The organism is Streptomyces sp. B15, from assembly GCF_018070605.1.
Taxonomy (GTDB): Bacteria; Actinomycetota; Actinomycetes; order Streptomycetales; family Streptomycetaceae; genus Streptomyces; species Streptomyces smyrnaeus.
Window position 1 is genome coordinate 1 of the sequence record NZ_JAGPXJ010000020.1, and the last position, 23,378, is coordinate 23,378.

The 23,378-nt window shown below is 71.9% G+C and carries 22 protein-coding genes and 1 pseudogene; 11 read left to right on the forward strand and 12 right to left on the reverse strand.

Annotated elements, in window-relative coordinates; genetic code table 11:
• Both KBY19_RS12025 and KBY19_RS12030 read left to right on the forward strand, forming a co-directional pair.
• Nucleotides 1-398: pseudogene (locus KBY19_RS12025) on the forward strand (M56 family peptidase); the annotation flags it as partial.
• A 114-nt stretch (nucleotides 399-512) separates the two neighbouring features.
• A complete protein-coding gene (locus KBY19_RS12030) occupies nucleotides 513-1,211 on the forward strand; it encodes a phosphatase PAP2 family protein (RefSeq protein ID WP_210955501.1) in 699 nt (232 codons plus the stop codon).
• Nucleotides 1,212-1,287: 76 nt separating this feature from the next.
• On the opposite strand, the gene KBY19_RS12035 is transcribed toward KBY19_RS12030, so the two are convergent.
• Nucleotides 1,288-2,094, reverse strand: coding sequence for an SAM-dependent methyltransferase (locus KBY19_RS12035; protein ID WP_210955500.1), 807 nt, complete (start codon nucleotides 2,092-2,094; stop codon nucleotides 1,288-1,290).
• A 377-nt stretch (nucleotides 2,095-2,471) separates the two neighbouring features.
• Between KBY19_RS12035 and KBY19_RS12040 the strand changes: the two genes are divergently transcribed.
• Nucleotides 2,472-3,191 carry a TetR/AcrR family transcriptional regulator gene (locus KBY19_RS12040; protein WP_210955499.1) on the forward strand — a complete coding sequence of 240 codons (720 nt, stop codon included), beginning with the start codon at nucleotides 2,472-2,474 and terminating at the stop codon, nucleotides 3,189-3,191.
• Between the two features lie 98 nt (nucleotides 3,192-3,289).
• Here KBY19_RS12040 and KBY19_RS12045 read toward each other — a convergent pair whose 3' ends face one another.
• Complete coding sequence (locus KBY19_RS12045; RefSeq protein ID WP_099885746.1) at nucleotides 3,290-3,832, reverse strand: DapH/DapD/GlmU-related protein; 543 nt, start codon at nucleotides 3,830-3,832, stop codon at nucleotides 3,290-3,292.
• Between the two features lie 81 nt (nucleotides 3,833-3,913).
• Nucleotides 3,914-4,900 (reverse strand): LysR family transcriptional regulator, encoded by a 987-nt coding sequence (locus tag KBY19_RS12050; protein WP_210965737.1) that lies wholly within the window; start codon nucleotides 4,898-4,900, stop codon nucleotides 3,914-3,916.
• 262 nt (nucleotides 4,901-5,162) lie between these two features.
• On the opposite strand from KBY19_RS12050, the gene KBY19_RS12055 reads away from it, so the two are divergent.
• Nucleotides 5,163-5,909 carry a DUF1838 family protein gene (locus KBY19_RS12055; RefSeq protein WP_210965738.1) on the forward strand — a complete coding sequence of 249 codons (747 nt, stop codon included), beginning with the start codon at nucleotides 5,163-5,165 and terminating at the stop codon, nucleotides 5,907-5,909.
• A gap of 193 nt (nucleotides 5,910-6,102) precedes the next feature.
• On the opposite strand, the gene KBY19_RS12060 is transcribed toward KBY19_RS12055, so the two are convergent.
• Together KBY19_RS12060 and KBY19_RS36430 are read right to left on the reverse strand one after the other, a co-directional pair.
• Nucleotides 6,103-6,942 carry an aldo/keto reductase gene (locus tag KBY19_RS12060; protein WP_210955497.1) on the reverse strand — a complete coding sequence of 280 codons (840 nt, stop codon included), beginning with the start codon at nucleotides 6,940-6,942 and terminating at the stop codon, nucleotides 6,103-6,105.
• Between the two features lie 296 nt (nucleotides 6,943-7,238).
• On the reverse strand, nucleotides 7,239-8,387 hold the full coding sequence (locus KBY19_RS36430; protein WP_307843497.1) for a DUF6214 family protein: 1,149 nt from the start codon (nucleotides 8,385-8,387) through the stop codon (nucleotides 7,239-7,241).
• Between KBY19_RS36430 and KBY19_RS12075 the strand changes: the two genes are divergently transcribed.
• The 4 genes from KBY19_RS12075 to KBY19_RS12090 all read left to right on the forward strand — a co-directional run bounded on the left by KBY19_RS12075 (nucleotide 8,283) and on the right by KBY19_RS12090 (nucleotide 12,480).
• On the forward strand, nucleotides 8,283-9,392 hold the full coding sequence (locus KBY19_RS12075) for a sialidase family protein (protein WP_099885743.1): 1,110 nt from the start codon (nucleotides 8,283-8,285) through the stop codon (nucleotides 9,390-9,392). The genes KBY19_RS36430 and KBY19_RS12075 overlap by 105 nt on opposite strands.
• Before the next feature lie 80 nt (nucleotides 9,393-9,472).
• Nucleotides 9,473-10,150, forward strand: coding sequence for a uracil-DNA glycosylase (locus tag KBY19_RS12080; protein WP_099885742.1), 678 nt, complete (start codon nucleotides 9,473-9,475; stop codon nucleotides 10,148-10,150).
• On the forward strand, nucleotides 10,147-11,337 hold the full coding sequence (locus tag KBY19_RS12085) for an N-acetylglucosamine kinase (protein ID WP_210965739.1): 1,191 nt from the start codon (nucleotides 10,147-10,149) through the stop codon (nucleotides 11,335-11,337). Before KBY19_RS12080 ends, KBY19_RS12085 begins: the two co-directional genes overlap by 4 nt.
• Before the next feature lie 162 nt (nucleotides 11,338-11,499).
• A complete protein-coding gene (locus KBY19_RS12090) occupies nucleotides 11,500-12,480 on the forward strand; it encodes a hypothetical protein (RefSeq protein ID WP_180289837.1) in 981 nt (326 codons plus the stop codon).
• A 224-nt stretch (nucleotides 12,481-12,704) separates the two neighbouring features.
• Here the strand turns inward: KBY19_RS12090 and KBY19_RS12095 are convergent, their stop codons facing one another.
• Entirely contained in the window at nucleotides 12,705-13,841 is a 1,137-nt protein-coding gene (locus KBY19_RS12095; RefSeq protein ID WP_210965740.1) for a lactonase family protein, read from the reverse strand.
• 126 nt (nucleotides 13,842-13,967) lie between these two features.
• On the reverse strand, nucleotides 13,968-15,533 hold the full coding sequence (locus KBY19_RS12100; protein ID WP_210965741.1) for an FUSC family protein: 1,566 nt from the start codon (nucleotides 15,531-15,533) through the stop codon (nucleotides 13,968-13,970).
• A gap of 114 nt (nucleotides 15,534-15,647) precedes the next feature.
• On the opposite strand from KBY19_RS12100, the gene KBY19_RS12105 reads away from it, so the two are divergent.
• Nucleotides 15,648-16,331, forward strand: coding sequence for an HAD family phosphatase (locus KBY19_RS12105; protein WP_210965742.1), 684 nt, complete (start codon nucleotides 15,648-15,650; stop codon nucleotides 16,329-16,331).
• Nucleotides 16,332-16,356: 25 nt separating this feature from the next.
• Here the strand turns inward: KBY19_RS12105 and KBY19_RS12110 are convergent, their stop codons facing one another.
• The 3 genes from KBY19_RS12110 to KBY19_RS12120 all read right to left on the reverse strand — a co-directional run bounded on the left by KBY19_RS12110 (nucleotide 16,357) and on the right by KBY19_RS12120 (nucleotide 19,090).
• The gene (locus tag KBY19_RS12110) at nucleotides 16,357-17,253 is read right to left on the reverse strand and encodes a PhzF family phenazine biosynthesis protein (RefSeq protein ID WP_210965743.1); all 897 of its coding nucleotides are present in this window, start codon (nucleotides 17,251-17,253) and stop codon (nucleotides 16,357-16,359) included.
• Nucleotides 17,254-17,584: 331 nt separating this feature from the next.
• Nucleotides 17,585-18,415, reverse strand: coding sequence for a hypothetical protein (locus KBY19_RS12115; protein WP_247690895.1), 831 nt, complete (start codon nucleotides 18,413-18,415; stop codon nucleotides 17,585-17,587).
• Between the two features lie 240 nt (nucleotides 18,416-18,655).
• Nucleotides 18,656-19,090 (reverse strand): PGPGW domain-containing protein, encoded by a 435-nt coding sequence (locus KBY19_RS12120; RefSeq protein ID WP_185019619.1) that lies wholly within the window; start codon nucleotides 19,088-19,090, stop codon nucleotides 18,656-18,658.
• A gap of 581 nt (nucleotides 19,091-19,671) precedes the next feature.
• Between KBY19_RS12120 and KBY19_RS12125 the strand changes: the two genes are divergently transcribed.
• Nucleotides 19,672-20,886, forward strand: coding sequence for a metallophosphoesterase (locus KBY19_RS12125; protein ID WP_210965744.1), 1,215 nt, complete (start codon nucleotides 19,672-19,674; stop codon nucleotides 20,884-20,886).
• A gap of 174 nt (nucleotides 20,887-21,060) precedes the next feature.
• Here the strand turns inward: KBY19_RS12125 and KBY19_RS12130 are convergent, their stop codons facing one another.
• Nucleotides 21,061-21,645 (reverse strand): TetR/AcrR family transcriptional regulator, encoded by a 585-nt coding sequence (locus KBY19_RS12130; RefSeq protein ID WP_099885734.1) that lies wholly within the window; start codon nucleotides 21,643-21,645, stop codon nucleotides 21,061-21,063.
• 91 nt (nucleotides 21,646-21,736) lie between these two features.
• Here KBY19_RS12130 and KBY19_RS12135 point away from each other — a divergent pair, with 91 nt between their 5' ends.
• The gene (locus KBY19_RS12135; protein WP_099885733.1) at nucleotides 21,737-22,183 is read left to right on the forward strand and encodes a DUF1772 domain-containing protein; all 447 of its coding nucleotides are present in this window, start codon (nucleotides 21,737-21,739) and stop codon (nucleotides 22,181-22,183) included.
• Between the two features lie 611 nt (nucleotides 22,184-22,794).
• Here KBY19_RS12135 and KBY19_RS12140 read toward each other — a convergent pair.
• Nucleotides 22,795-23,337: a bifunctional 2-polyprenyl-6-hydroxyphenol methylase/3-demethylubiquinol 3-O-methyltransferase UbiG gene (locus KBY19_RS12140; RefSeq protein ID WP_099886972.1), complete on the reverse strand. Its 543-nt coding sequence runs from the start codon at nucleotides 23,335-23,337 to the stop codon at nucleotides 22,795-22,797.
• Between the last annotated feature and the right edge of the window lie 41 nt (nucleotides 23,338-23,378).

Genomic DNA, 23,378 nt, shown 5'->3' on the forward strand with positions numbered 1-23,378 from the left:
CGGTACTGGAGCACGAGCAGGGCCACGCACGGGCGCGTCACGACTGGCTGCTGCACTGCTCGTCCGCGCTGGCCGCCGGCTTCTCCCGGGTACCGGTCTTCGCGGGATTCCGCGACCAGGTGCACCGGTTGGTCGAGCTGGCCGCCGACGACGCCGCGTCGCGCCGCTACGGCCGACTGACGATCGCGCTGGCACTGGTGGAACTCAACGAGGGGCGCGGGGTCTTCGGCCCCTGCCCGACTCCGGTGGCGATGGTGCCGCAGCGGGTGCACCGGCTGCTCGCTCCCGCCCCGCGGCTGTCGGTCAGCCGCAGACTGCGCATGACCGCGGTGGCCTCACTGGTGCCGGTCGTCCCGGTACTCGTGGCGTTCGCTCCCGGTCTGTCCGCACTGCGCTGATCTCCGGCCCCGGCAGCGGCACGCATCCGGCCCGGAAGGGGTGCGCGAGGGCAGTCCGCCGAGGGCGCGCCCGGGAGTTGTGCTCTCCCGGGTGTCGGGGGTGATGATCGGCACATGCGAAATGCGACCCGCCCGAGTCCGCCCGGCGTGCGGCAGGCCGGGGCGGCCGCCACGCTCGGCGCCGCCGCCGTCCTGCTGATCGTCCTCGCGCTCCTTCCGTGGCAGCCGTTGGCCGCGCTCGACCGGAACACGGCCTCCGAACTGCACACGGTCGCGGTGGAACATCCGGCGCTCACCCGGACCATGCGGATCCTCACCGACTGGGTGTGGGACCCGTGGACGTTCCGCCTGTTGCTGGCGGTGGTGTTCTTCCGGCTGGTCTGGCGCGGGGAGCGTGTGTTGGCGTACTGGGCGGCGGGCACGGCGCTGGTCGGCTCGGGCGTGCAGCAGGGGACGAAGGCGGCGCTCGGGAGGGAACGGCCGCGCTGGCGGGACCCGGTGGACTCGGCCGAGTACGCCGCGATGCCGTCGGGGCACGCGATGACGGCCGCGCTGGTGTGCGTGCTGCTGCTGTGGCTGTGGCATGAGCGGGGCGCGTCGTCGGCCGACGTGTGGTGGCGGTCGGCCGTCGTCGTCGCGGTGGTGAGCGTGGTCGGGGTCTCGTTCACCCGCGCCTGGCTGGGCGTGCACTGGCTGACGGACACGGTGGTGGGCGTGCTGCTGGGTACGGCGGTGGCACTGGCGTCCACGGCGACGTGGGCCGCTCTGCGGCCCGGAGAGCGGTTGCCCGCCCCCGCGGGCCGCAGGGGGTAGCGGGGAGCCCTCAGCGAGGCTCCAGGGTCGTTCCCGGGCGTTCGCCGGGGTGTGTTCACCCGGATCACCCGGGCGTTCAGGCTTTACGGGCCACAGCGCCCACGTTGTCGACCTCCTCCGGCTCGCCGAAGGGCAGCGCTTCGGGACGCCAGCGGGTGACCGACACCAGGCCCGGCTCCAAAATCTCCAGGCCGTCGAAGAACCGGAGGATCTGCTCGCGGCTGCGGTTGACCCGGGGGTTGTCGCTGGTGCGGTTCCACTGGCGCACCATGGCGCGCACCGCCTCGGGGTTGACGACCTCGGCCGAGTCGCTGAAGACCAGGTGGCTGCCGGACGGGAGGGCCGCCATCAGCCGGGACACGACGTCATAGGCGCTGTCGTCGGTGAGGTGTGCGACGACGCCGAGCAGCATGAGGGCGACGGGCCGGTCGAAGTCGAGCGTCTCGGCCGCGCCCTGGAGGATGGTGTCCGGCTCGCGCAGGTCCGCGTCGAGATAGTGGGTGACGCCCTCGGGGGAGCTGGTCAGCAGGGCACGCGCGTGCGTGAGGACGAGCGGGTCGTGGTCGACGTAGATGACGCGCGCTTCGGGGGCGATGCGCTGAGCGACCTCGTGGGTGTTGTCGACGGTGGGCAGGCCGGTGCCGATGTCGAGGAACTGCCGGATGCCCACCTCCCCGGCGAGATGGCGGACCGCGCGGCACAGAAAGGCCCGCTGGGCGCGGGCGGTGTCGACGATGCCGGGGTTGGTGCGTGCGATCTCGTCGCCCACCTGCCGGTCGACGTCGTAGAAGTCCTTGCCGCCGAGCCAGTAGTTCCAGATCCGTGCCGAGTGCGGCACCGTGTCGTCGATCTCCGTGGCGTTCGATACCGGCCCGTCCGTCATGGCTCTCCCCTGCCCTCGATGGCCCTCGATGTGTCGTCGCCGCGTGCGTCCTGACCGTCCGCCGCGCGCGCACCAACGTACCCGCGGGCCGTCGGCCGGGCGACGGCAGGAGAAAGTGAGGGCTGCGGGAGGGGTGTTGGGAAGCCGCGGGTCCTCTAGAGTCAGGCCTGCGGCTGCCGCTGTCGGCAGCTCGGCCGACTCTCACCGGTCTGCCCGCCGGCTGTGCCGGGTCGACGCCGATATCGGGGCGATCCCCCGCGTCGCCCCGATATCGGCCGCTGTGCCGGGCGTCCGTGCTCCGTAACTCCATGGGACGCGAACACCCGAAGCCGTGCTGAGTATATTGGCTGCCAGCCAGTCAACGCAGGAGTTACAGCATGTCCCCCCGGAGCGCATCGGTCAATGAAGAGTTGCGCCGACGCTCGCGCGAGCGCCTGCTTCAGGCGACGGTCGAGCTGGTCGCGGAGCGCGGGTACGAGACGACGACGCTGGGGGCGATCGCCGACCGGGCGGGCTCCGCACGCGGTCTGATCTCGTACTACTTCCCAGGAAAGCGGCAGCTGTTCCAGTCGGCGGTGCACCGGCTGATGCATCTCACCCTCGCCGAGGCCCTGGAGCGCGGGCCGCGGCCCGAAGGCCCGGACAGCGGGCAGGAGATGCTGGCCCGGGCCATCGACGCGGTACTGGGGCTCGCGCGTGACCAACCGGTGCTGATGCGTGCCCATATGGCCGGCATCCTGCAGCAGGAGGGGTTCGTCCAGTGCGACGAGCAGCAGCGACTGGCGTTCTTGCTGCGCACCACCGTGGCCCGGTACGGGTCCCCCGACCCGGACACCGACTATCCACTGCTGCGCGCCAATCTGATGGGCGCCGTCGTCGCGGCACTGCTGCCCGGTGCGCCGATGCCGCTGGAGAGACTCCGGGGTGAGCTGTTCGCCCGGTACGGCCTCAAATGGGAACGGGGGACACCGCCGGACAAGGTACGAGGAGGACCGTTGGAGGCTTCACCCGCGGCGCGCGTCCGGCACCTGGAGCGGCTGCGACCGTGCGGCTGGGAAGCGGGCCGGGAGCCGCACCGCGCACGGGAAGGCCAGTAGAGCGGTCGACGATCGGCGACAGCTCCCCGTGGACGCACTGACGCCGACCGCGTCGAGCGGCACTGCGCAGTGGTGCTGGGAAAAGGCAGAAGAGGCCGTCACCACTGTCGGTGCACGGTTGCCTTGTCACCGGTCACCAGGCTCGCCGCAGGGACGTCGTCGGCCACCACCGCGCCGGCGGCGACCACGGCATCACGGCCGATGCTGACGCCGGGCAGGATCGTGGCGCCCGCGCCGATCCACACGTTGTCCGCCACGTCGATGGGCGCGCCGCTCAACCACCCCCGTCGCTCCTCGGGATCGACCGGGTGACCGACGGTGATGAACGTGGCCTTCGGGCCGACCATCACACGCTCGCCGAGCCGGATACCGGCGTAGTCCAGGAACGTGCAGTTCTGGTTGATGAACACGCGCTCGGCAAGGTCGAGATGGAGACCGTGGTCGGTGTAGAAGGGCGGATAGATCGTGGCTCTCGCCGGCAGCGGTCTGCCGAGGATCTTCTCGAGCAGGTCCGCCTTGCCCCCTTCGTCCGCGAAGGGCAGGGCGTTCAGACGGGAGGTGAGTTCGGTGACCTCCAGGACCCGCTCTGCCATGGCTCGGAACTCGGGGCTGTGTATGCGCATGAGACGGTCACGGGACATGCCGCGCTCCTTTCCTGGTGCGCCGGTGGTCGAGCAGAGCTCACCGGGCGCTGATGGAGGCTGTGTCGGCAGCCGGTCGGGTCACCTTGCTCGGGGACGGGTCCCGCGGGCGTTCGCGATGCCCCTCTCGCCGTGCCGTGGAGTCGTTGCCCAGGACGGGAGCCAGGCCGGCTCGGGGGCCGTGGGCAGGCTTGCGAGGTGGGCGGTGATTCCAGAAAGCCCTGGGTGGGGATTCGTTTTGGGGAGGATGAGCGAGAGGGGGTAGACGAGGGTCGGCTCCACGACAGGGATGCGGCGCAGGTCGTGGTTGGCCGGCCAGATGTACCGGTCGCGTGCTCCGACGAGGGTGGCCACGTCCGCGGACTCCGCGAGGGTGTCCAGGAGCACTTCGTCTCCGAAGTGCGGGCCTGCCGCGTCGATGCGCAGGCCGAAGTCGGTGGCGAGCTGATCGTAGAACTCCGCCCATTCGCTCCGGGGCGCGATACCCGGCACCCAGATCCGGTGCTTGCGCAGCTGCGCTGGTGTCAGTCTTCGGGCGGAGGCCAGCGGATGCCCCGGGCCGACGAGGAGTTCCAGCGGCGAGTCGAACGCGTGAATGATGTGCACGTCGGGTGGCAGCGCCGCCGGGTCGGTGACGGTACGGAACGAGGCGTCGATCTCGCCCGCTTCGACGGCGGCGACCGCGATACGTGGGTCGTCGACCCTGAGGGTCACCACGTCGAGGTCGGTTTCCGGATGCGCCCGCCAATAGTCGTGCAGCACCACGGCCTGCGCGCTGCGCCGGCCGAGAACGTCGATCCGCAGGGCCCGCGAGCCCGGCCTGACGGCGGTGATGGCGCGCTCGACCCCCGCGGCGATGCTCCGCGCGTGCGGCAGGAACGCCTGACCGTCGAGCGTCAGCTCGACCCCTCGTGCGGTACGTGCGAACAGCCGGACTTCCAACTCGCGCTCCAAAGCGGCAATGCGCTTGGAGACTGCCTGCTGCGTCACGCCCAGCTCATCGGCCGCCTGGCGAAACTGTCCGAGCTCGGCCGCCCGGACGAACGATCGCAATGCCTCGGTGTCCACGAGATCACCCTAAGGGCGTACAACCATTCGTTGTGGCTTGTCGAGGATCAGTTGTCTGATGGCACTGGGCCCGGCCGGTGCGGTGCCGAGGGACCGAACCATCCGTTGTCGCTCGGAGTCATGTGCACAGGGGATCGGGTCCGGTTCCGGGCGGCGGGTGACACACGGGGCCCGCACCATGGCACGTCTCCTTCCGGCTGTTTCCACCCGGACCAGGTGCTTGCCTCCACCCGGGGCGGCGGACACGTGCAGAGTGGTCCGTATGACGACACCGGCAGAACTGCTCCGCTCCTTCGCCCGCACCCGCGCCTCGCTCGACGGCGAGGAGGTCACATACTGGTGGTCTGGAGACGTCTACTCCTGGGCTCCCGACGAGCCGTACCAGCGCGTCTTCGGTTTCGAAGGGCTCAACGTCGCCCGTCTGGTCGAGGATGCCGATTCCGGTCCGGACGCCTATCAACTGCTCACCCGGGAGGCCGCGTTCTTCCTGGATCCCGTCGGCCGCGAGATCCTGGAGACCTGGCAGGACCTGCCGGTGGTGCACATCTGGAACGATCCGGCGAACCAGAAGTGGCGCCCCTTCCCGATCCCGACGACCGAGCTGGGCGGGCAGATCTGCTTCAGCCTGGAGATTCCGCTTTCCTATCCGTCACCGCTGCCGGTTGCCGAGTACCCCGTCCACTCGGCGGGCGACACATACAGGGCCCTGGAGTGTTTCCAGTTCTTCGCCGACCGCGCCGACCTCGCCGGCCCCGCGCCCAGCGTCCCGGCCACCATGTCGTGGACCCGGATGTCCCCGTGGCTCCCATGGATGGCTCGCGGCCGGCAGCCCGGCGGCCTCACCTTCCACTGCCGGGGCAGCAAGCTCGGCTCGTACGCCGAGGTCCCCGAGCGCACCCGCGCCTACATCGCCGACCACCACCCCAAGTTCGCCCATGCCCCCGAGGAGTGGAGCGAGCCGAACGAAACCAGCTGGACGTACTTCCGCAAACTGAACCCGCCGAAGTAGCCGCCGGATCTCCCCACCGCCGCCGGCCGGCACACCGGGGCAGCGGCGGGATCGGGCCCAGCCCGAACCAGTCATCCGCAAGACCGGCCCGTACTTGCGCGGACGCGGCACCCGACAAGTGACCGAAGTGATCCCTGGGAAGAGGGATCACAAGGCTGCCCACCTGGCTTCGATCGCGACCGAGGAGCGAGCCCTATGCCGCTTCGCCCAGACGGTCGAGGCGATCACGGTGGGCCGGGGCCAGTTCGAGACGTTCGGCGGCGAGGTTCTCCTCCAGGTGGTCGATCCGCGCGGTACCGGGGATCGGGAGGACAACCGGTGAGTGGCCGAGGAGCCAGGCGAGCGCGACCTGGGTGGGGGTGGCGCCGACATCGGCCGCCACGGCGGCGACCTCCGCCTCCGTCCCGGAATCCCCCCAGGCGACAGGACGCCACGGCAGGAAGGCGATCCCTGCCGCGTCGCAGACCGCGAGCACGGGCTCGTGCTCGCGGTCGAGCAGGTTGTACCGGTTCTGCACGCTCGCGACATCGACGATCTCCCGAGCCTGGTCGAGTTCGTCGACGGTGACCTCGGACAGCCCGATCCGGCCGATCTTGCCTTCGGTCCGCAGATCCCGCAGCGTGCCGACCTGGTCGGCGAGCGGTGTCTCGGGGTCGACCCGGTGCAGCTGAAGCAGCTCGATCCGCTCGACCCGCAATCGGCGCAGAGCCTGCTCGACCTGATCGCGCAGGACGGCCGGCCGCCCGTCGAGCTTCCACTCACCTGAGGGGCCCGATCGGGCAACGCCGACCTTGGTGGTGATCAGCAGCCCGTCCGGGTAGGGGTACAGGGCCTCGGCCAGGAGTTCCTCGTTGGCGCCCCCACCGTACAGATGGGCGGTGTCGATCAGTGTGATGCCCAGCTCGACAGCCCGTCGGGCCACCGCGAGAGAGGTCTCGCGGGCGGGACCTGGTTCCGTCGGCAAGTGCATGGCCCCGAACCCCAGCCGCCGTACTTCCAGATCCCCGCCGATGGCAAACGCAGTCGATGTCACGCGCTGTCTTCCTCCCCCGTCATCCAAGGGGCGACGCTACCAGTGCAGTTGGGCACCACCACCGTCGGTCCCATACGCGACGTCGAAGGCGGCACGGACTCCGACGGCCGTGCGGCGACGGCGTCCTCGCAGTCCGGCGTGGACAGGCCGTGTTCCAGGACCCGCGATGAGGCCTCCGGACGACGGCGAGTCCGGCAGCCCGGCGGGCCCGCCCAGGTGATCCGCTCGGGCGGCCCGCACTCGGGCGCACCCGTGGGCCGGGCGGCGATCCGGTACGCCCCGTCGATGTCCGCCGCTCAGCGGCGGGCGTGGCGCGGGCTCAGCAGCCCCGCGTCACGAGCGCTCGCGATGACGCGCAGCGACTTGCGTCTGCTGCGCCCGGTGACCCGCATGACGGCCAGCACGGGGTCCTGACCCCGCTCCCGCGCCGCGGTGTACGCCTCGGCCGCCACACGCAGGGCCGCCCGGCCACGGGGAGCCGGTGGCCGTCTGCGGCCCCGGACGGGCGGGTGCGGCGACTCCGGGTGCCGCGACTCCGGTGGCCGTACCGGAGTCGACGGCTGCGGCGCGTCCGAGGGCTGTCGGGACGCCGGGGGCGGAGGCGCCACGGACGGACAGCGCTGCTGGGACCCCGAAGGCGGATGCGGAAACGGAGGCGCAGGCGGAAGCGTCGATACCGACGGCTGCGGTCCTGCCGCCCGCGGCACCGGGGGGAGTACGCAGGCGCCCGTGGCCCGGACGGTGGGGGCCGTCTGCGGCGGTCGGATGGCCGACGGGCACGCCCTCGTCAGCGGCTCCCCGAGGCAGGGCGCGAGCTTCGCGAACGCCTGGGGCGACAGTGGCGGGTCGGCCCGCACCTCTTCGAGGTGGACCCGGCCGTCCACCACGGCGGCCACCACCTCCACCTGAGTACCGTCCGCGCGGCTGACCCCGACGGCGAACCAGGGCGCTCGGGCACCGGCGGCGTGCGGGGGCCCCGCACCGGTGCCGTAGCCCCGCAGCTTCCAGGCCTGGCAGGGCGGCGACAGGGGGTCGCGCCTCGGCGGCCAGCCACCCCGTTCGTACGAGTGATCCGACGAGTAGCAAGAGCAAGGGGATCTCTCCGACACGTCGGCACCGTAGGCCCGGCCGCGCGGACGGGAGCGGCGCGGCACGCTCAGCCGGTCGGAGGGCACCCTGACGACGGAGGCGGCGGGAGCCGAACGGCGCACCGGCGTGCCGCCGTACGGGTGTCGGGCAGCTCGGCTCGGGCGGGCGTCCGTGCTGGCCGGAGGCATTGTCAGTGGGCGGGTGCAGACTGTTCGTACCTCAGACAACGACGTCTCGAAGGCGGTGCCGCCATGGCGGACGTGCTGCTCGCGGTAGGTACGAGAAAGGGCCTGTTCCTCGCCCGGCAGGAGGCGGGCCGGCGGGGTTCGGCGCCGTGGGAGTTCACCGGCCCGCATTTCAACGCGCAGGCCATCTACTCCTTCAGCATCGACCGGCGCGGCTCCGGGCCGCCCAGACTGCTGGCCGGTGGAGACAGCACGCATTGGGGCCCTTCGGTCTTCCACTCCGACGACCTGGGCAAGACCTGGAAGGAGCCCGGGCAGCCTCCGATCAGATATCCCAGGGACACCGGGACCTCCCTGGAACGCGTGTGGCAGTTGCAGCCCGGAGGGGAGAGCGAGCCGGGTGTGGTGTACGCCGGTACGGAGCCCGGAGGGCTGTTCCGCTCGACGGACGGCGGTGAGTCCTTCGCACTCGTCCGCTCGCTGTGGGAGCACCCCACGCGGCAGGAATGGGAGCCCGGTGGGGGCGGACTGGGGCTCCACACGATCCTGGTCGACCCCCGTGACCCGCGGCGGGTGACGGTCGCCGTCTCGACCGCCGGGGCCTACCGCACGGCGGACGGCGGTGACAGCTGGGAGCCGTGCAACCGGGGAGTCTCCGCGGTCTTCCTGCCCGAGAGCCGACGCTACCCGGAGTACGGGCAATGTGTGCACAAGATCGCCCGGGACGCGGAGAACCCCGACCGGTTCTATCTGCAGAACCACTGGGGAGTCTTCCGCAGCGACGACGACGCCACGAGTTGGCAGTCGATCGGCGACCCCCTCCCCTCGGACTTCGGCTTCCCCGTCGCCACCCACCCGCGGCGCGGCGGGGTGGCCTACATCTTCCCGCTCAACGCGGATGCGGACCGGGTGCCGGCGGAGCACCGCTGCCGTGTCCACCGCACTCTGGACGCGGGAGAGAGCTGGGAGGCGCTGGATGCGGGCCTGCCCGAGGAGCCGCATTACGGACCGGTGCTGCGGGACGCGCTGTGCACGGACGACGCGGACCCGGCCGGGGTCTACTTCGGCAACCGCAACGGCGAGGTCTTCGCCAGTGCGGACGAGGGCAGCAGTTGGCGGCAGTTGGCCTCGCACCTGCCGGACGTGCTGTGCGTACGGGCGGCGGTCGTCGACTGACGCGGCTCCCGGAGGGCGAGCCGGGGGTCTTTCCCGGAGGCAGGGCGAGCCGTGCCGCTGAGCCAGTAGAGTGACGGCTCGTGGCTGCACGACCGTTGAACGAAATTGTCGAACCAGGCTGGGCCAAGGCGTTGGAGCCGGTCGCCGAACGGATCGCCGCGATGGGCGACTTCCTCCGCGCGGAGGTCGCGGCGGGGAGAACCTACCTTCCGTCGGGGGCGAACGTCCTGCGGGCGTTCCAGCAGCCCTTCGACGAGGTGCGCGTCCTGATCGTGGGCCAGGATCCGTATCCCACGCCGGGGCACGCGGTCGGTCTGTCCTTCTCGGTGGCCCCGGAGGTCCGGCGGCTGCCGGGCAGTCTGGAGAACATCTTCCGCGAGCTGAACAGCGATCTCGGACTCCCCCGCCCCTCGACCGGCGACCTGACCCCCTGGACGAAGCAGGGTGTGCTGCTGCTCAACAGGGCGCTGACGACGGCTCCGCGCCAGCCCGCGGCGCACCGGGGGAAGGGCTGGGAGGAAGTCACAGAGCAGGCGATCCGCGCCCTGGTGGAGCGCGGACGCCCGATGGTGTCGGTGCTGTGGGGCCGGGACGCCCGGAATCTGCGACCGCTGCTGGGCAACCTGCCCGCGGTCGAGTCGGCGCACCCCTCGCCCATGTCGGCGGACCGCGGGTTCTTCGGCTCGCGTCCGTTCAGCCGGGTCAATGACCTGCTCGCCCAGCAGGGGGCCGATCCCGTGGACTGGCGCCTGCCATGAGCCCGACCGCGGACGGCGCGGACCGAGCCGCGCTCGGCGGGGGCCGCGGGGGCGAGTGGCTGCTCGGCGTCGACTCGGGCGGGTCCGGGCTGCGTGTCGCGCTGGCGCGGCAGCACCAGGACGCGCCTGCGGAGGGCCCGAAGAGCCGCGGTGAGAGCAGCGGCGCGCCACCGGGCCCGAGTGGACCGCCGCAGATCGTCGGCGTCGTCACCTGCCCGGAGCCGGTGCGCACAGGGCCTGCGGGTATCGACGCGGCACACATGGCGGAACAGTTGGTGCCCGCGGTCCGCTCACTGCTGGCGGACGCCGGAGCCGGAACGGAGCAGGGTTCGGCGGGGCAGATCGCGGCAGTGTGTGTCGGCGCCGCCGGTATGGCGACCCTCGGCGACCAGTTGCGGGCCGAACTGCCGGGCGTGCTGGCGGAGGCGTTCGGAGTGCGGCGGCTGGCGCTCGCTGCGGACGCGGTGACGGCGTACGCCGGGGCGCTGGGCGAGCGGCCCGGCGCCGTGGTGGCCGCCGGTACCGGAATGATCGCCATGGGCACCGATCTCGCCTCCTGGCGGCGCGCGGACGGCTGGGGGCATCTGCTCGGCGACTGCGGCAGCGGCGCCTGGATCGGCCGCGCGGGACTGGAGGCCGCGCTACGCGCCTTCGACGGCCGCGCAGGCGGCTCGGCGGCGCTGCGGGCACGGGCGGAGGCGGTGTTCGGCGCGCCGCTCAGCGCGCTGCCGGGACAGCTGTATCCGCGTACGGACCGGGCGGCCGTTCTGGCCTCGTTCGCTCCGGAGGTGGCGCGCTGCGCCGAGGAGGATCCGGTCGCGGCGGGGATCGTGCGGGCGGCAGCACGGGAGATCGCGGCTGCCGCCGTCGCGGTGTGCCCCGGCGGTGGGACGCCCGCCGGGGCGGGTGAGGGCTCGGCAGCCTCCGCGGCCGGGAAGCCCGCGCACGACGGTGTGCGGGTCGCCTTCACCGGAGGACTGTTCCGGATCGGTGAGGTGCTGACCCGCCCGCTGCGCGCGGAACTGGTGGAGCGGCTGCCGGCGGCCCAGGTCGTCGAGGCCGCTGGCGGGCCGTTGGACGGTGCGCTGTTGGTTGCCGCGCGCCTGGCTGCCGGCGGCCTCGCGCTTCCGTCCGACCCGGTGCTGCTGTCGGTCGTGGCCCAGGACGGACGCGGGGCGGGAGCGTAGGCTCTGGGGTGAGCGCTGCGGCCGGGGCTGCGGCCGGTACGGGTACCGACAGCAGGATGAGCGGAAGAACGCCACTACTCCGGCTGGATGAATCGGGACATAAGCCCATCGGTCTCCCCCGGCCGAACAGCCAAGCCCATGAAGGCATTAGCATGCGGGCGCATGAGCTCCCCCACAGGACCGGACAATGGCCTGCCCGTACGAATGCCACGTCCCCGCCAGCCCGGACGGCACCGCCGACCGGAGCCCGTCGTCGCCCCCGAGGGCGCGCCGGCACTGGTTCTGGCCGTCCCCGGCACACCCTCCGGCGCCATGCGCAGTCTCGCTGAGGAGACGCTGAGCATCGCGCGTTCGGAGCTGCCCGGTCTCGACGCGCGCGTCGGTTTCACCGAGGGCGATGGCGAGGAGTTCCCGACCATCCGCTCCGCGCTCGCCCAGGCGGTGGCCGACCGTGCGACACGCCGCCAGTACGCGCGTGAGGCGGCCGCCAGGGCGGAGGAGACCGCCGCGCAGGAGGGCGAGACCGCGGTGGCGGCACCGGCTCGGGAGACGGCCGACGACGGTCTGCCCGCCGTGGTGGTTCCGCTGCTGGCGGGACCGGACGCCGCACAGCTGCGCGGAATCCGCCAAGAGGTCCTCAACAGCGGCTCCGGTGCTGAGCTGACCGACGTACTGGGGCCCCATCCACTGCTCGCCGAGGCCGTGCACGTGCGGCTCTCCGAGGCGGGGCTGGCGCGCGCCGACCGGGCTCGGCTGTTCACGGTGGCGACGGCGGCGGACGGCATCATCCTGGCGACCATCGGCGGCGAGGAGGCCGTACAGGCGGCCGGGATCACCGGCATGCTGCTGGCCGCGCGGCTGGCGGTACCGGTGCTCGCCGCGGCGCTCGACGACGAGGGCGCCGTCCGGCACACCGCCGAGCAGCTACGCAACTCCGGCTCGCAGCAACTGGCCATCGCCCCGTGTCTGATCGGCCCCGAGATCGCCGAGGGGCTGCTGGAGGCGGCGGCCGAGGAGGCGGGCTGCTCGGCTGCCGAGCCGCTGGGTGCCTACCCGGCGCTGGGCAAGCTGGTGGCCTCCACGTACGCCGCCAAGGCAGGTATCGCACAGCCGCAGGCACCGCAGGGCGCACCGGCGCGCTGAGCCGCGCGCACGTTCGAGTCGGACGGGCGACGGCCGCCGAGACGAGACGGGACGACCCGTCCGAGCAGCCAGGCTGCGGGCGCAACCGGAGCAGCTGGAGCGGGGACCAGGCGACCCGGGTGGGGGCGGGCGGGGCAGGACGGTCGAAGCGGCGCCGGTACGGGCCGGAGATGAGCTCTCCCGACCCGTACCGGGATTTGCCCTATGAGCTCGCCCGGCGGCACCTATGCGAAGACCACGCACGAGGCGGCCGGTGCGGGCAGGGACCCCCTCAGGAGCGGTGTTCCGCCTTCCGGATCGATCTCGAACCAGGTGACGTCGCCCGAGCGCTCGTTGGCGGCGTAGAGCCAGCGTCCCGCCGGGTGCACGGCCAGGTCGCGGGGCCAGTGGCCGCCGCAGGGAAAGGTGGCCAGCAACTCCGGCAGTTGCGCTGAGGTCAGGTCGAGTACGGCCACGCTGTCGTCGCCCCGGTTGGCGGCCCAGGCGAAGCGGCCGTCCGGCGAGACGGCGAGCGCGGAGGGGTAGTTGGCCACTGCCGCGTGGTCCTGCGGCACGACTCGCGTCTCACCCAGCGGCTCCAGTTCGCCTCGGTCGGCGTCCCAGCGGCAGGTCGTCAGCGTGGAGTCGAGCTCGTTGATCACGTATACCCGCCGGGCGGTGGCCTGCTGCCCGGTCCCGGTGCCTTCGGGTGCGAACGCCAGATGACGGGGTCCGGTCCCGGCGCGGAGCGGGACCTCGCCGTGGAGGCGCAGACCGGTGGGCGCTCCCCGCAGGTCGTAGATCCACACCGAGTCGGTTCCCAGATCGGTCGAGAGGAGCCACCGTCCGGACGGATCGGGGACCACAGCGTGCGCGTGCGGCCCCTCCTGCCGCTCCTCCACCGGCCCCCCTCCGTGGTGGTGATGGGTGTGCGCCCCGGTGCCCGGACCGCCGTCGGGGCGCAGCGGGAGCGCGGTGACACTGCCCGAGGTGTAGTTCGCGGTGTAGAGAGCGTCACCGGTCACGGCCAGATGCGTGGGTCCGGAACCATCAACCGGAACCGTGCCGTCCAGCGGCACCGGGAACGGGCCCGCGTCGGCGTCGCGGGAGGCGCGGACGCCATGGGTGCCGTGGGAGGCGTGGAGGTCACTGAGTGAAAAGGCGGCGGCTCCGCCCCGATCGGTCTCGCTGACGGCGTAGAGAACGCCGCCTCCGGGCCCCAGGGCGAGGAACGAGGGGTTGGCGACGGCGTCTTCCGTGTGGTGCTGCGCGGTGAGCGCGCCGGTGCGGAGGTCGAGAACCGCCGTGGTGATGCCGCGGCCTCCCGCGGAGGTGAACGATCCGATGTAGGCCCGCGGCCTTCGCTCCGTACCGTCAGCCATTGCGCTGCCCCCTTCGCCGCTCCGTCCGGGAGCACGACGGTAGCAGGGGCACGGCCCGTGGTCTGGACCAAATGCCGGGCGGCGCCGCGCCCCTTGGGCAGTCCTTCGGCAGCCCTCGGGCTGCCGCTAGGCAGCCGCCCTCGGGTGCGTGTGCAGCGGGGTGGCGAGCTGGTGCAGCGCGGCCTCCAGGGCGTGCAGGTGAGCCAGGGCGCGGTCGCCGGGCGGCGGCTCTGCGGCGGCAGCGGCGGCCGGAGCGCCTGCGCGGTGCACCGCGGCGGCCTGGCCCGGCGCGGGGGCAGCCAGGCGGCGTACGGCGGCCTCCACGCGCTCGCAGGCGGCGGTGAGCCGCGCGTCGTGCGAGGCGGCCGGGTCCGCTGCGGCCTCGGTCAGGCCATGGATCTGCCGGGCGCAGTCGTCCAGCAGAGCCAGCACCTGGCGCGCCCGGGTCTTACGGGCACGCAGCGGGCTGAGGGGATGGACGAGGGGCGCGACCGAGAGCCGTACGCGCCCCAGCAGCAGCTCCAGCTCGGCGATACGGGCTTCGGGACCGTCGCCCTGCTCGCCCGCGAGGCGGCGGGCCGCATCGAGGGCGCACTCGTGTACGCAGTGCACCGCGCGCCGTATCCACACCTCGGTCGCGGCGTGCGTGGTGACGGGCAGCACCAGGGCGACGGCGAGGGCGGCGCCCAGTGCGCCCACGGCGGTCTCCTCCAGACGCAGCCCGAGCAGACCGGGGTGGAGCACGCCCAACAGGCCGTAGAGCATGCCGACCATCAGCGTCACGAAGAACATCATCCAGGAGTAGGACAGCGGCGCCGTGTAGAAGATCCCGAAGACGCAGCAGGCCACAACGGCGAGGGTGGGCGCGAGCGACCCGTCGGCGGGCACCGCGACCAGCAGCCCGGCCACGAGCCCGGTGACGGTGCCCAGGACCCGGCGGAAGCCGCGTACCAGGGTCTCGCCTCGCGAAGCGGTGTTCACAAAGATCCACCAGGCGGCGCCGACCGCCCAGTACCAGCGGTCCAGGGAGAGCGCCTGGCCCGCTGCCAGCGCGAAGCCGCAGGCGACGAGCGCCTGGAAGGCCTGCCGGGTGGTGGGGCGGCTCAAGCCCCGGCCGCCCACCGGCGCGATTGCGGGCTGCGGGCGGGCGCCACGTTCGATCGGCCACAGGACGAACCGGGTGAGCGCCGCGGCGAGCAGGGCCAGAAGGCCGGCCGCGAAGACCTGCGGCAGGTGGTCGGGGACGGTGTGCAGGAACTGCGCGGCGAAGAACTGCATGAACGCGAAGATCCCGAGCGCGTTGCCACGCGGCCCCCAGCGCCGGGCGTAGACCCCGGCGAAGACGACGGCGAGGAACGCGGCGTTCCGGGCGAGCGGCAGCTCGTGAAGGAATGCGGCCAGCGCGAGGACGGGGAATCCGACGACCGGCAGCAGTGCCGTGCTGACGGCCTGCCCCCGCACCGTCGTGTCCGCGACGGTGAACAGAGCGAGCAGCGCCACCAGTCCCCCGGCGACAGCGGCCTGCAGCGGCAGACCGGCGAGCGCGCAGACGGTGACGGCGAGTCCGATACCGACCACTGCGCGCGACGAGACACGTGTCCTGCGGGAGTGGTCCGGTCCGAGTGTCGCGACGGTGCGACGGAGGAGATGTACTGGGGTCCTTCCCCCGGGCTTCCGAAGCGACTTCTCCAAAACCCCTCCAATCCGGGCCGTTCTGGTCGGCCATGTGTCCACATGCTGGTACGAAGAGGAAAGCACCCCTTCCCACCTGCGACCAAATCGCAAGCGTTTGGCATGCTGGAAGGCATGATCAGCTCTGCTGCCGGCCCCGCGGTCATCTTCGACCTGGACGGCACCCTCGTCGACAGTGAGCCGCACTACTACGAGGCGGGCAGGCGCCTCCTTGCCGCACACGGTGTTCCCGGCTTCACATGGGAGAACCATTTGCGGTTCATCGGTATCGGCACCCAGGAGACCCTGGAGACGCTGCGCCGCGAGAACGGGCTCGCGGCATCCGTGGAGACGCTGCTGGCGGAGAAGAACCGCCTCTATCTGGAGCTAGCGCGCTCCGGCACAGAGGTATTCCCCGAGATGCGCAAGCTGGTCGAGCGCCTCCACGCGGCCGGACACCCCTTGGCCGTCGCCTCCGGGTCGTCGCGCGCCGCCATCGACGCCGTACTGGGCGCAACAAGCCTCGATGAGCTGCTGCCGCTGCGAGTGTCGGCGGAAGAGGTGCCGCACGGCAAGCCCGAACCGGATGTCTTCCTGGAAGCGGCCCGCAGGCTCGGCGTCTCCCCCGCCGGCTGCGCGGTCGTCGAGGATGCCCCACCCGGCGCGGAGGCGGCCCACCGCGCCGGAATGCGCTGCGTAGCGGTTCCCTATGTTCCGGCCCACGTCACCGATCCGGCGTTCTCCGGCGCCGACCTGCTGTTCCCCGGCGGTCAGCGTGAGTTCGACGCGCAGAAGGCCTACGACTGGATCGCCGGCTGAGCGGGGACGGGACGCGGGCCGGCGGTCACGACTGCTGCACGGGCGCGGGTATCGGGACGGCACTGCCACTGACCCGCACCCGGGGGTCGTCGGCGCAGAGGGTGACGGTGAGCGTGCCGGGGCGACCCATTTCCTGACCCTGGTACAGGGTGAGCCGAGCGTCCGAGGCGACCAGGCCGCTCTCCCTGGCGTACGCGCCGAAGGCGGCCGCTGCCGCACCGGTGGCCGGGTCCTCGACCACGCCGCCGACCGGGAACGGGTCGCGGACGTGGAAGACCGGGTTGCCCTGCTCGTCGAGTGCGTCGCGCCACACCAGTTGCACGGTGGTCAGATCCAGCTTCAGCATCAACTGCTTGAGCCGGTCGAAGTCGTAGTCCAGGTCGGCGAGCCGGCTCCGGGTCCCGGCCGCGAGCACCAGGTGGCGGGCGCCCGCGTAGGCGATGCGCGGCGCGGGCTCGGCGGCAAGCTCGTCCGCCTTCCATCCGAGTGCGGCCAGCGCCTCGTCAAGATCCTGCGGGGCGACGGCCTCGCTGTGCGGCTCCACACTGGTCAGCGTGGCGAGGTAGGACCCGGCCTGCTCGGTGACCTCGACCGGCACGTCCCCTGCGGAGGTGTGGAACAGGTACTCCCCCACACCCTCCCGCTCCGCCAGCGCGACCGCGGTGGCGACCGTGGCGTGTCCGCAGAACGAGACCTCGGCGAGCGGGCTGAAGAACCGCAGACCATAGGTGCGTTCGCCCTCCGCGGGGACGACGAACGCGGACTCGCTGTAGCCGAGTTCGGCCGCCGTTGCGAGCATCCGGGCGTCGTCCCAACCGTCCGCGTCCAATACCACGCCCGCGGGGTTGCCGCCTGCCGGGTCGGTGGTGAAGGCGCTGTAGCGCAGGACTTGGCAGTCGGCGGGGTCGGTGGAAGGGGTCATGGCACCGGTTCTCCGTTCGTGTTCGGGGTACGGCCCTCGGACCACCTGCACAACGGCGAACCAACCGGCGAGGGCCGCACCGGTTCCGGGCTCTCCGCGTCCGGAAACGGCCCGCACCGGCCAGGTCGGCGAGGGCCGCACCGGTTCCGGCTCTCCATGTCATGTCCGGAATCGGCCAGCACCGGGCGGACCCGCACCGCCCCGGGGTCCGGCACCGTCCCGCTATCCCGCATGTGCCGAGCCGGGCCCGTGCCTGCGCCTGCGCCTGCGCCTGCGCCTGCGCCTGCGCCTGCGCCTGCGCCTGACACTACGGGCCCGGCTCGTCCGGACGTCAGTCGCCCGTGGCGCGAACAGTGCTCATGATCTTCTTGATCTCGGCCCCACTCAGCGCCTTGGGAACTCCTTGGTCCGCGTAGATCACCCAGCCGTGCATGGTGCCGTCGGGCAGCTTCTGCGCGATGCTGTGCACAACTGCCTTGGGCGGGACGCAAGAGCCCGGCCGGTTGGTGACGGTGACCTCGGCCGTCGCCGTGTAGCCGTCGATACCGCCGTGCTTCCACGGCTTGGGCTTACTGACCTTGATCTTCGGCTTGTGGTCCTCACCGCCGTATGCGGCGAAGCCCCAGTTGCCCGCCCAGTTACGGGCGTTCTCCTGGAGGCTGCCCTCCTTACCGCCACCTGTGGTGCCGACCGTGGCCAGTTGGCCCTTGCCCGCCTCACCGAGCGCCTTCGGGTTGGGACTCGACGGGCAGCCGCCCTCCCGGTAGTTTGCGGCGGCGGTCATGACGACGATCGGCTTGCCCTTCTTGTCCAGATAGGACAGGGCCGTCTCCTCGGGAAGGATCTTCCACTTCTTGGCCTTGGCGGGCACGTCGTACCGGAAGTGGTGCTTCTCCGAAGTCTGCGTCTGCCAACCAGCCACGGCGGGCTGGTCGCCCGAAGGGCTCTCGGGGGCAGCGGGCTTGGAGGATTCCGACGGTGTCTTCGACGCCGCGGCGTCGGAGTCCTTGTCCGAGGCCTTGCCCGTGTCGTCGTTGCACCCGCTCAGAGCGACGGCCATGCCGATACCGACGGCCACCACCAGGCTCTTCTTCGTTCGGCGGGACGGAATCGGGGTGGACTGTCGGCGGGCCGCTAGCCGGCGGATTCTTGACTGAGACATGATCGACACCCTAAGTGAACTGCAGGTCTCCTCCTCCACCGGATGGAGGTCCGCTACGAGACGGATACGCGCTCGTGACACCGCGCTCGCAGCTGCCGCACGCGGCACGCACAGGAACCGCACGAACCGTCCAGCGTCGGCCCCGAACGCCCTCCTCGGGGTGGCGCCGCACCCGTGCGGACCGCCGGGCGGCACCCCGCTGACACTCCGACGACCAGTCGAAGCGCGCTGACCGCGAGGTCACTTACCGGGCGGCCCTGGCCGGCGGGTCGCCCGCAGACGTTGCAATCGGCGGTAGCTCCAAACGAGGAGCACGAAGAGCACGACGCCGGAGACGATCAGGCTTCCGCCGGTGCTCCAGCCGCTGAACGGCAACTGCGGCACCAGTCCCCAGGCGACGCCGCCGCCGATCAGCCCGAGGCCGACCACCGTCGATCCGGCGATCCGCCATCTGGACGACACGCTCTCCTCGGCGGCCTGCATGGCGCGGGCCCGCACCGGTTCCAGGTGCCGGTGCAGAGCGGGGACGGCACGGGCGAGCAGCACCATGCCGGCGAACACCAGCAGCAAGCCGGGGCCGGGCAGGACAAGCAACGCGATGCCCACTGCGACCAGCACCCCGCCGGCGACGGCCCATACGGCCCGCAGCACCGGATGCAGGTTGTTGTCCGCCACGTCATCTCCCGTTTCGGTCGCTCGCAATCCGGCTCCTTCGACCCTGACCCGTGTGCCCACCCGGGCACAGCGGGCCCCGAGGTCCCGGCGGAGCCGCCAGGTGCTGGACTGCTCGTCCCCGCCGCGGCCGGCCTCTCCCCGCACCGCGGACCGGGGGCTTGCTGCACCAGGGTTGGTCGCCGTACCGGCGGAGGGCCGGTACCACGCCCACCGGTCACCCGACTGGCTGCAGCTGGGCTGTCCCCACCGCGAGGATACGGCTCCGCGAGGAGCAGTCCGGAGCGCCCGGCCCCGGGGAACCACTGCCACGTGCCCCCCGGATGCCCCCGGTCGGTCGGGCCTGGGGGCCGACCCGGAACGTACTCACCGGAACCTGGAGGGTGGACCCTTTCCACGACGGCGGACAATGATCCCCCGAAAGCATCCGGCAGTTGAGGCCGGAGCAGAATCAGGGCATGGGCGGCGGATCAGGCCGGAGCCACGGAGAGGGCCGGCACGGCCACTGAGCCGTGGCCGTCGGCTGCCACGACCCGGCTCCGTCACGGGCACGATCCGACGGACAGAACCTCAGGAGGGGAAGCGTGACCGAGACCAGCGACCGATCCGCCGACAGTGAAGCCCAAGGGGCGCCACGGAGCCGACTGCATCGCCTGATGCGCTACATACCCATGATCGCTCCCGTGCTGCTGTGGGCCGTGCCGTGCTGGATCCTCCTGCACACCGGTCAGCACTGGCCGCTCCCCGTCACACTAATCGGCACGACGCTGTTCGCGCTCGGCCTGGTCGGTATGCCGCTCGCGATGGTGCGCGGCCACGGTCGCCGCCAGCAGGACCGGGCGGCGATCGTCGGTGACACATTGCTGGGCAGCGTCTGGATCCTGTTCACCTGGTCCGTTCTGCTCGTCCCGCTGCGGCTCGCCCTGACCGTGGCCGGCGTCGGTGACGGACAGGGCCGGGCGCGCTTCGTCACCTGGGCCGTCCTCGGCGTGACCGCCGTAGTGCTCGCCTGGGGGTACGCCGAGGCTCGACGCGTGCCCCGTGTGTGCCGACTCGACGTGCAACTCCCGCGTCTGGGAGCCGGGTTGGACGGCACCCGAGTCGTCCTGATCACCGACACCCACTACGGTCCGCTCGACCGCGCCCGCTGGTCGGCACGGGTCTGCGAGACGGTGAACACGCTGGAGGCCGACCTGGTCTGCCATACCGGCGACATCGCCGACGGCACGGCCGAACGCCGCCGCGCCCAGGCCGCCCCCCTCGGCACCGTGCGGGCCTCCCGTGCCCGGGTGTACGTCACCGGCAACCACGAGTACTACAGCGAGGCCCAGGGCTGGGTCGACCTGATGGACGAGTTGGGCTGGGAGCCGCTGCGCAACCGCCACCTCCTGCTCGAACGCGCCGGCGACAACCTCGTGGTCGCCGGCGTCGACGACGTCACAGCCGAGTCCTCCGGACTGGCGGGCCACCGAGCCCACCTCGCCGGAGCCCTCCACGGCGCCGACCCCGACGACCCCGTCCTCCTCCTCGCCCACCAGCCCAAGTTCATCGACCGCGCGACAGCGCACGGCGTCGACCTCCAGCTCTCCGGCCACACCCACGGCGGCCAGATCTGGCCCTTCCACCACTTGGTCCGCCTCGACCAACCAGCCCTCTCCGGCCTCAGCCGGCACGGCACTCGCACCCTCCTCTACACCAGCCGCGGCACCGGCTTCTGGGGCCCGCCCTTCCGCGTCTTCGCCCCCAGTGAGATCACCCTGCTCGTGCTCCGCTCCCCGCAGCGGTCCACGTCGTCGTAGGGGCGCGTATCGGGCCGTGATCAATGAGTACCGCAGCTTCCGATGCGGGTGTCCCGTCGAGGGTGCGAGGTCCGGCGATCTGCGGCTGCGCCATGCGGGCGCGAGTGGCCGACAGCGATGCAGGCAGGCAGCGGGGCCCGAGGGCCCCGGCCGCGTACCCATCGGGACGGCGTGTCAGACCATGGCGAGCCGACCCACCAGCAGTTCCACCCTCCGATCGGTGTCCTCCCGGGGCAGCCGTCCCGCCCGGGTCAGGGTGGCCAGCCCGTGCAGGGTCGCCCAGAACGCCTCGGTGAACAGTGCCGGGTGGACGCCGTCCCCGGCGACCTCGCCGAGAGTCTCCAGCAGGGCGGCGAAGGCGTCCTTCAGCGGCTCCGGGGTCTCCTCGTGTGCGAACGCCAGGCCGCCGTCGAGCCGGAACATGGCATCGTAGACCGCCGGGTTGCGCTCGGCGAAGTCGAGATAGGCGCGGGCGAGGGCGGTGACCCGTGCGCGCGGACCGTCCGCGTCCGCGGCGGAGGCCGCAGCCCGCAGCACCGCGGCCATCTCGGCTGCGCCCACCAGGGCGACGGCGCCGATGATCTCGCGCTTGCCGCGGAAATGGCTGTAGAGGACGGGCTGGCTGTACTCGATGCGCTCGGCGAGCCGGCGGGTGGTGACCGCGTCCCAGCCCTGCTGCTCGGCGAGTTCGCGGGCCGTCGCCACGATGAGGCGCTCACGGGCCGCCCGTTCGCGCTCCTTGCGTTCCTGTACCGACATGATTCGACCCTAGCACCGCTAGACAAGCAAGCAATAGTAGAGCTAGCGTCGCCCCATCATCTAGCAACACTAGATTTCAGGAGGGGTAGTCATGCTCAACGCACTTGAGATCGTCACCACCGTGATCGTCGGCCTGATGGTGGGAGTGGAGTTGTCCGTCGCCCTCGTCATCAACCCGATCCTCAACGCCCTCCCCGACGACAGCAGCCAACGCGGCAGAAGCCACGGCGGCCGGATGCTCGGCGCCGTCATGCCGGTCTGGTACATCGGCTCGCTCGTTCTCGTCGCGGTCTGGGCCATCGCCGGACGGCACCACGACGGCACCGGACTCGTCACCATCGCGGGCACACTGCTGGTCCTCAGCGTGGTCATGTCGCTCCTGCTGCTCGTGCCGATCAACAACCGGGGCAAGACGTGGACCGCCGAGAACCGGCCCGAGGACTGGAAGGAGCAGATGAACCGCTGGGACCGCTTCCACTACATCCGCGTAGCCGTCATCATCGCCGCGTTCACCCTGCTGGTCACCGCCCTCGCCTGAGCCCTCGGGCCGACACCGCGCTGGCGGCGCGCGATCCCCACTCCCCCGACGGCGGCGGGCCACCGAACTCCCCACATCCGGGACGCAGCTGCCACTGAGAGCCCACAACTGCGACCCCGACAAGCTACGGACCGCGACGACCTGCGCAACTCTCCGGACGCTCCCTCACCGTCTCAGGACCAACCGGGCGCCGGCTTCACGCCTCGCCTCCAGACATTCGGAGCCACGATCGAGCACCTCCGACCGAGGGGCTGGACCACGTCCGGGCGCAGGCGCCCTGGCCGCCACCGACCCGAACGGGCGGCGACTCCCGGCTGGGGGAGCGGACCGCGCTCAAGGGGGCGCCGGCCCCAGGGGCGCGGCCGTCACGCTCATCGTCGTCGGAGCGGTCACCGGTGCGGCGCTGTGCCAGGTGCACGGAGGGCTCGCAGTGGTGGCGGCAGCGTTCGTCGCGTTGTCCGTGGTCGCCCTCGCCACGTGTACGTCCGCTCCACCGACCGCGCGGCGGCAGCCAGGACTGGGACGGCCACGTCCCGAGTGCGCGGCTCCGCGCCTACGCCTCCACGACCTCACATGCCGTGAGGCGCCAAGCCCGGGAGCGTGACCGGCTCTCAGGGCCTGCGGTGAACCGAAACCGCGTACGCCCCACCGGCGTAGGGCTCACGGGACCACGTCGCGTAGCGCGTCTCAGGCATCAGGCCCGCCGCGACGCAGTGTGCGTCGTAATCGTCCAGGGTGTAGCCCCGGTCCAAGGAGAAGCCCGCCACCAGGCGGCCTCCCGGCCGTACGTGTGCCGCCACTCCCGCGACCAAGGCCGGTTCCGTTCCCGGCGGGGTGAACAGGGGGACGTTTCCCGCCATCACCACCACGTCGAAGGACCTCCCGAGGTCGAGGCCGGCCAGGTCGCTCAAGTGCCAGGGAATGTCGGGAGCGAGGTGTCGGGCCGTGGCCAGCATCGAGGAGTCGAGGTCCACCCCCACCACGTCGATCCCGTGCCGCGCCAACTCGATCGCCACCCTGCCCGTGCCGCACCCCGCGTCGAGGACGCTGGACGGTCCCAAGGAACGCACCAACGCGGCTTCACCGTGCACATCCCCGCCTTCTGCGGCGATCCTGTCGAACCGAGCCTGGTATTCCTCGCCATTCCACGCCATACGGGCACCCTGGCACATCAGACCTCCGCCATCGCACTCGC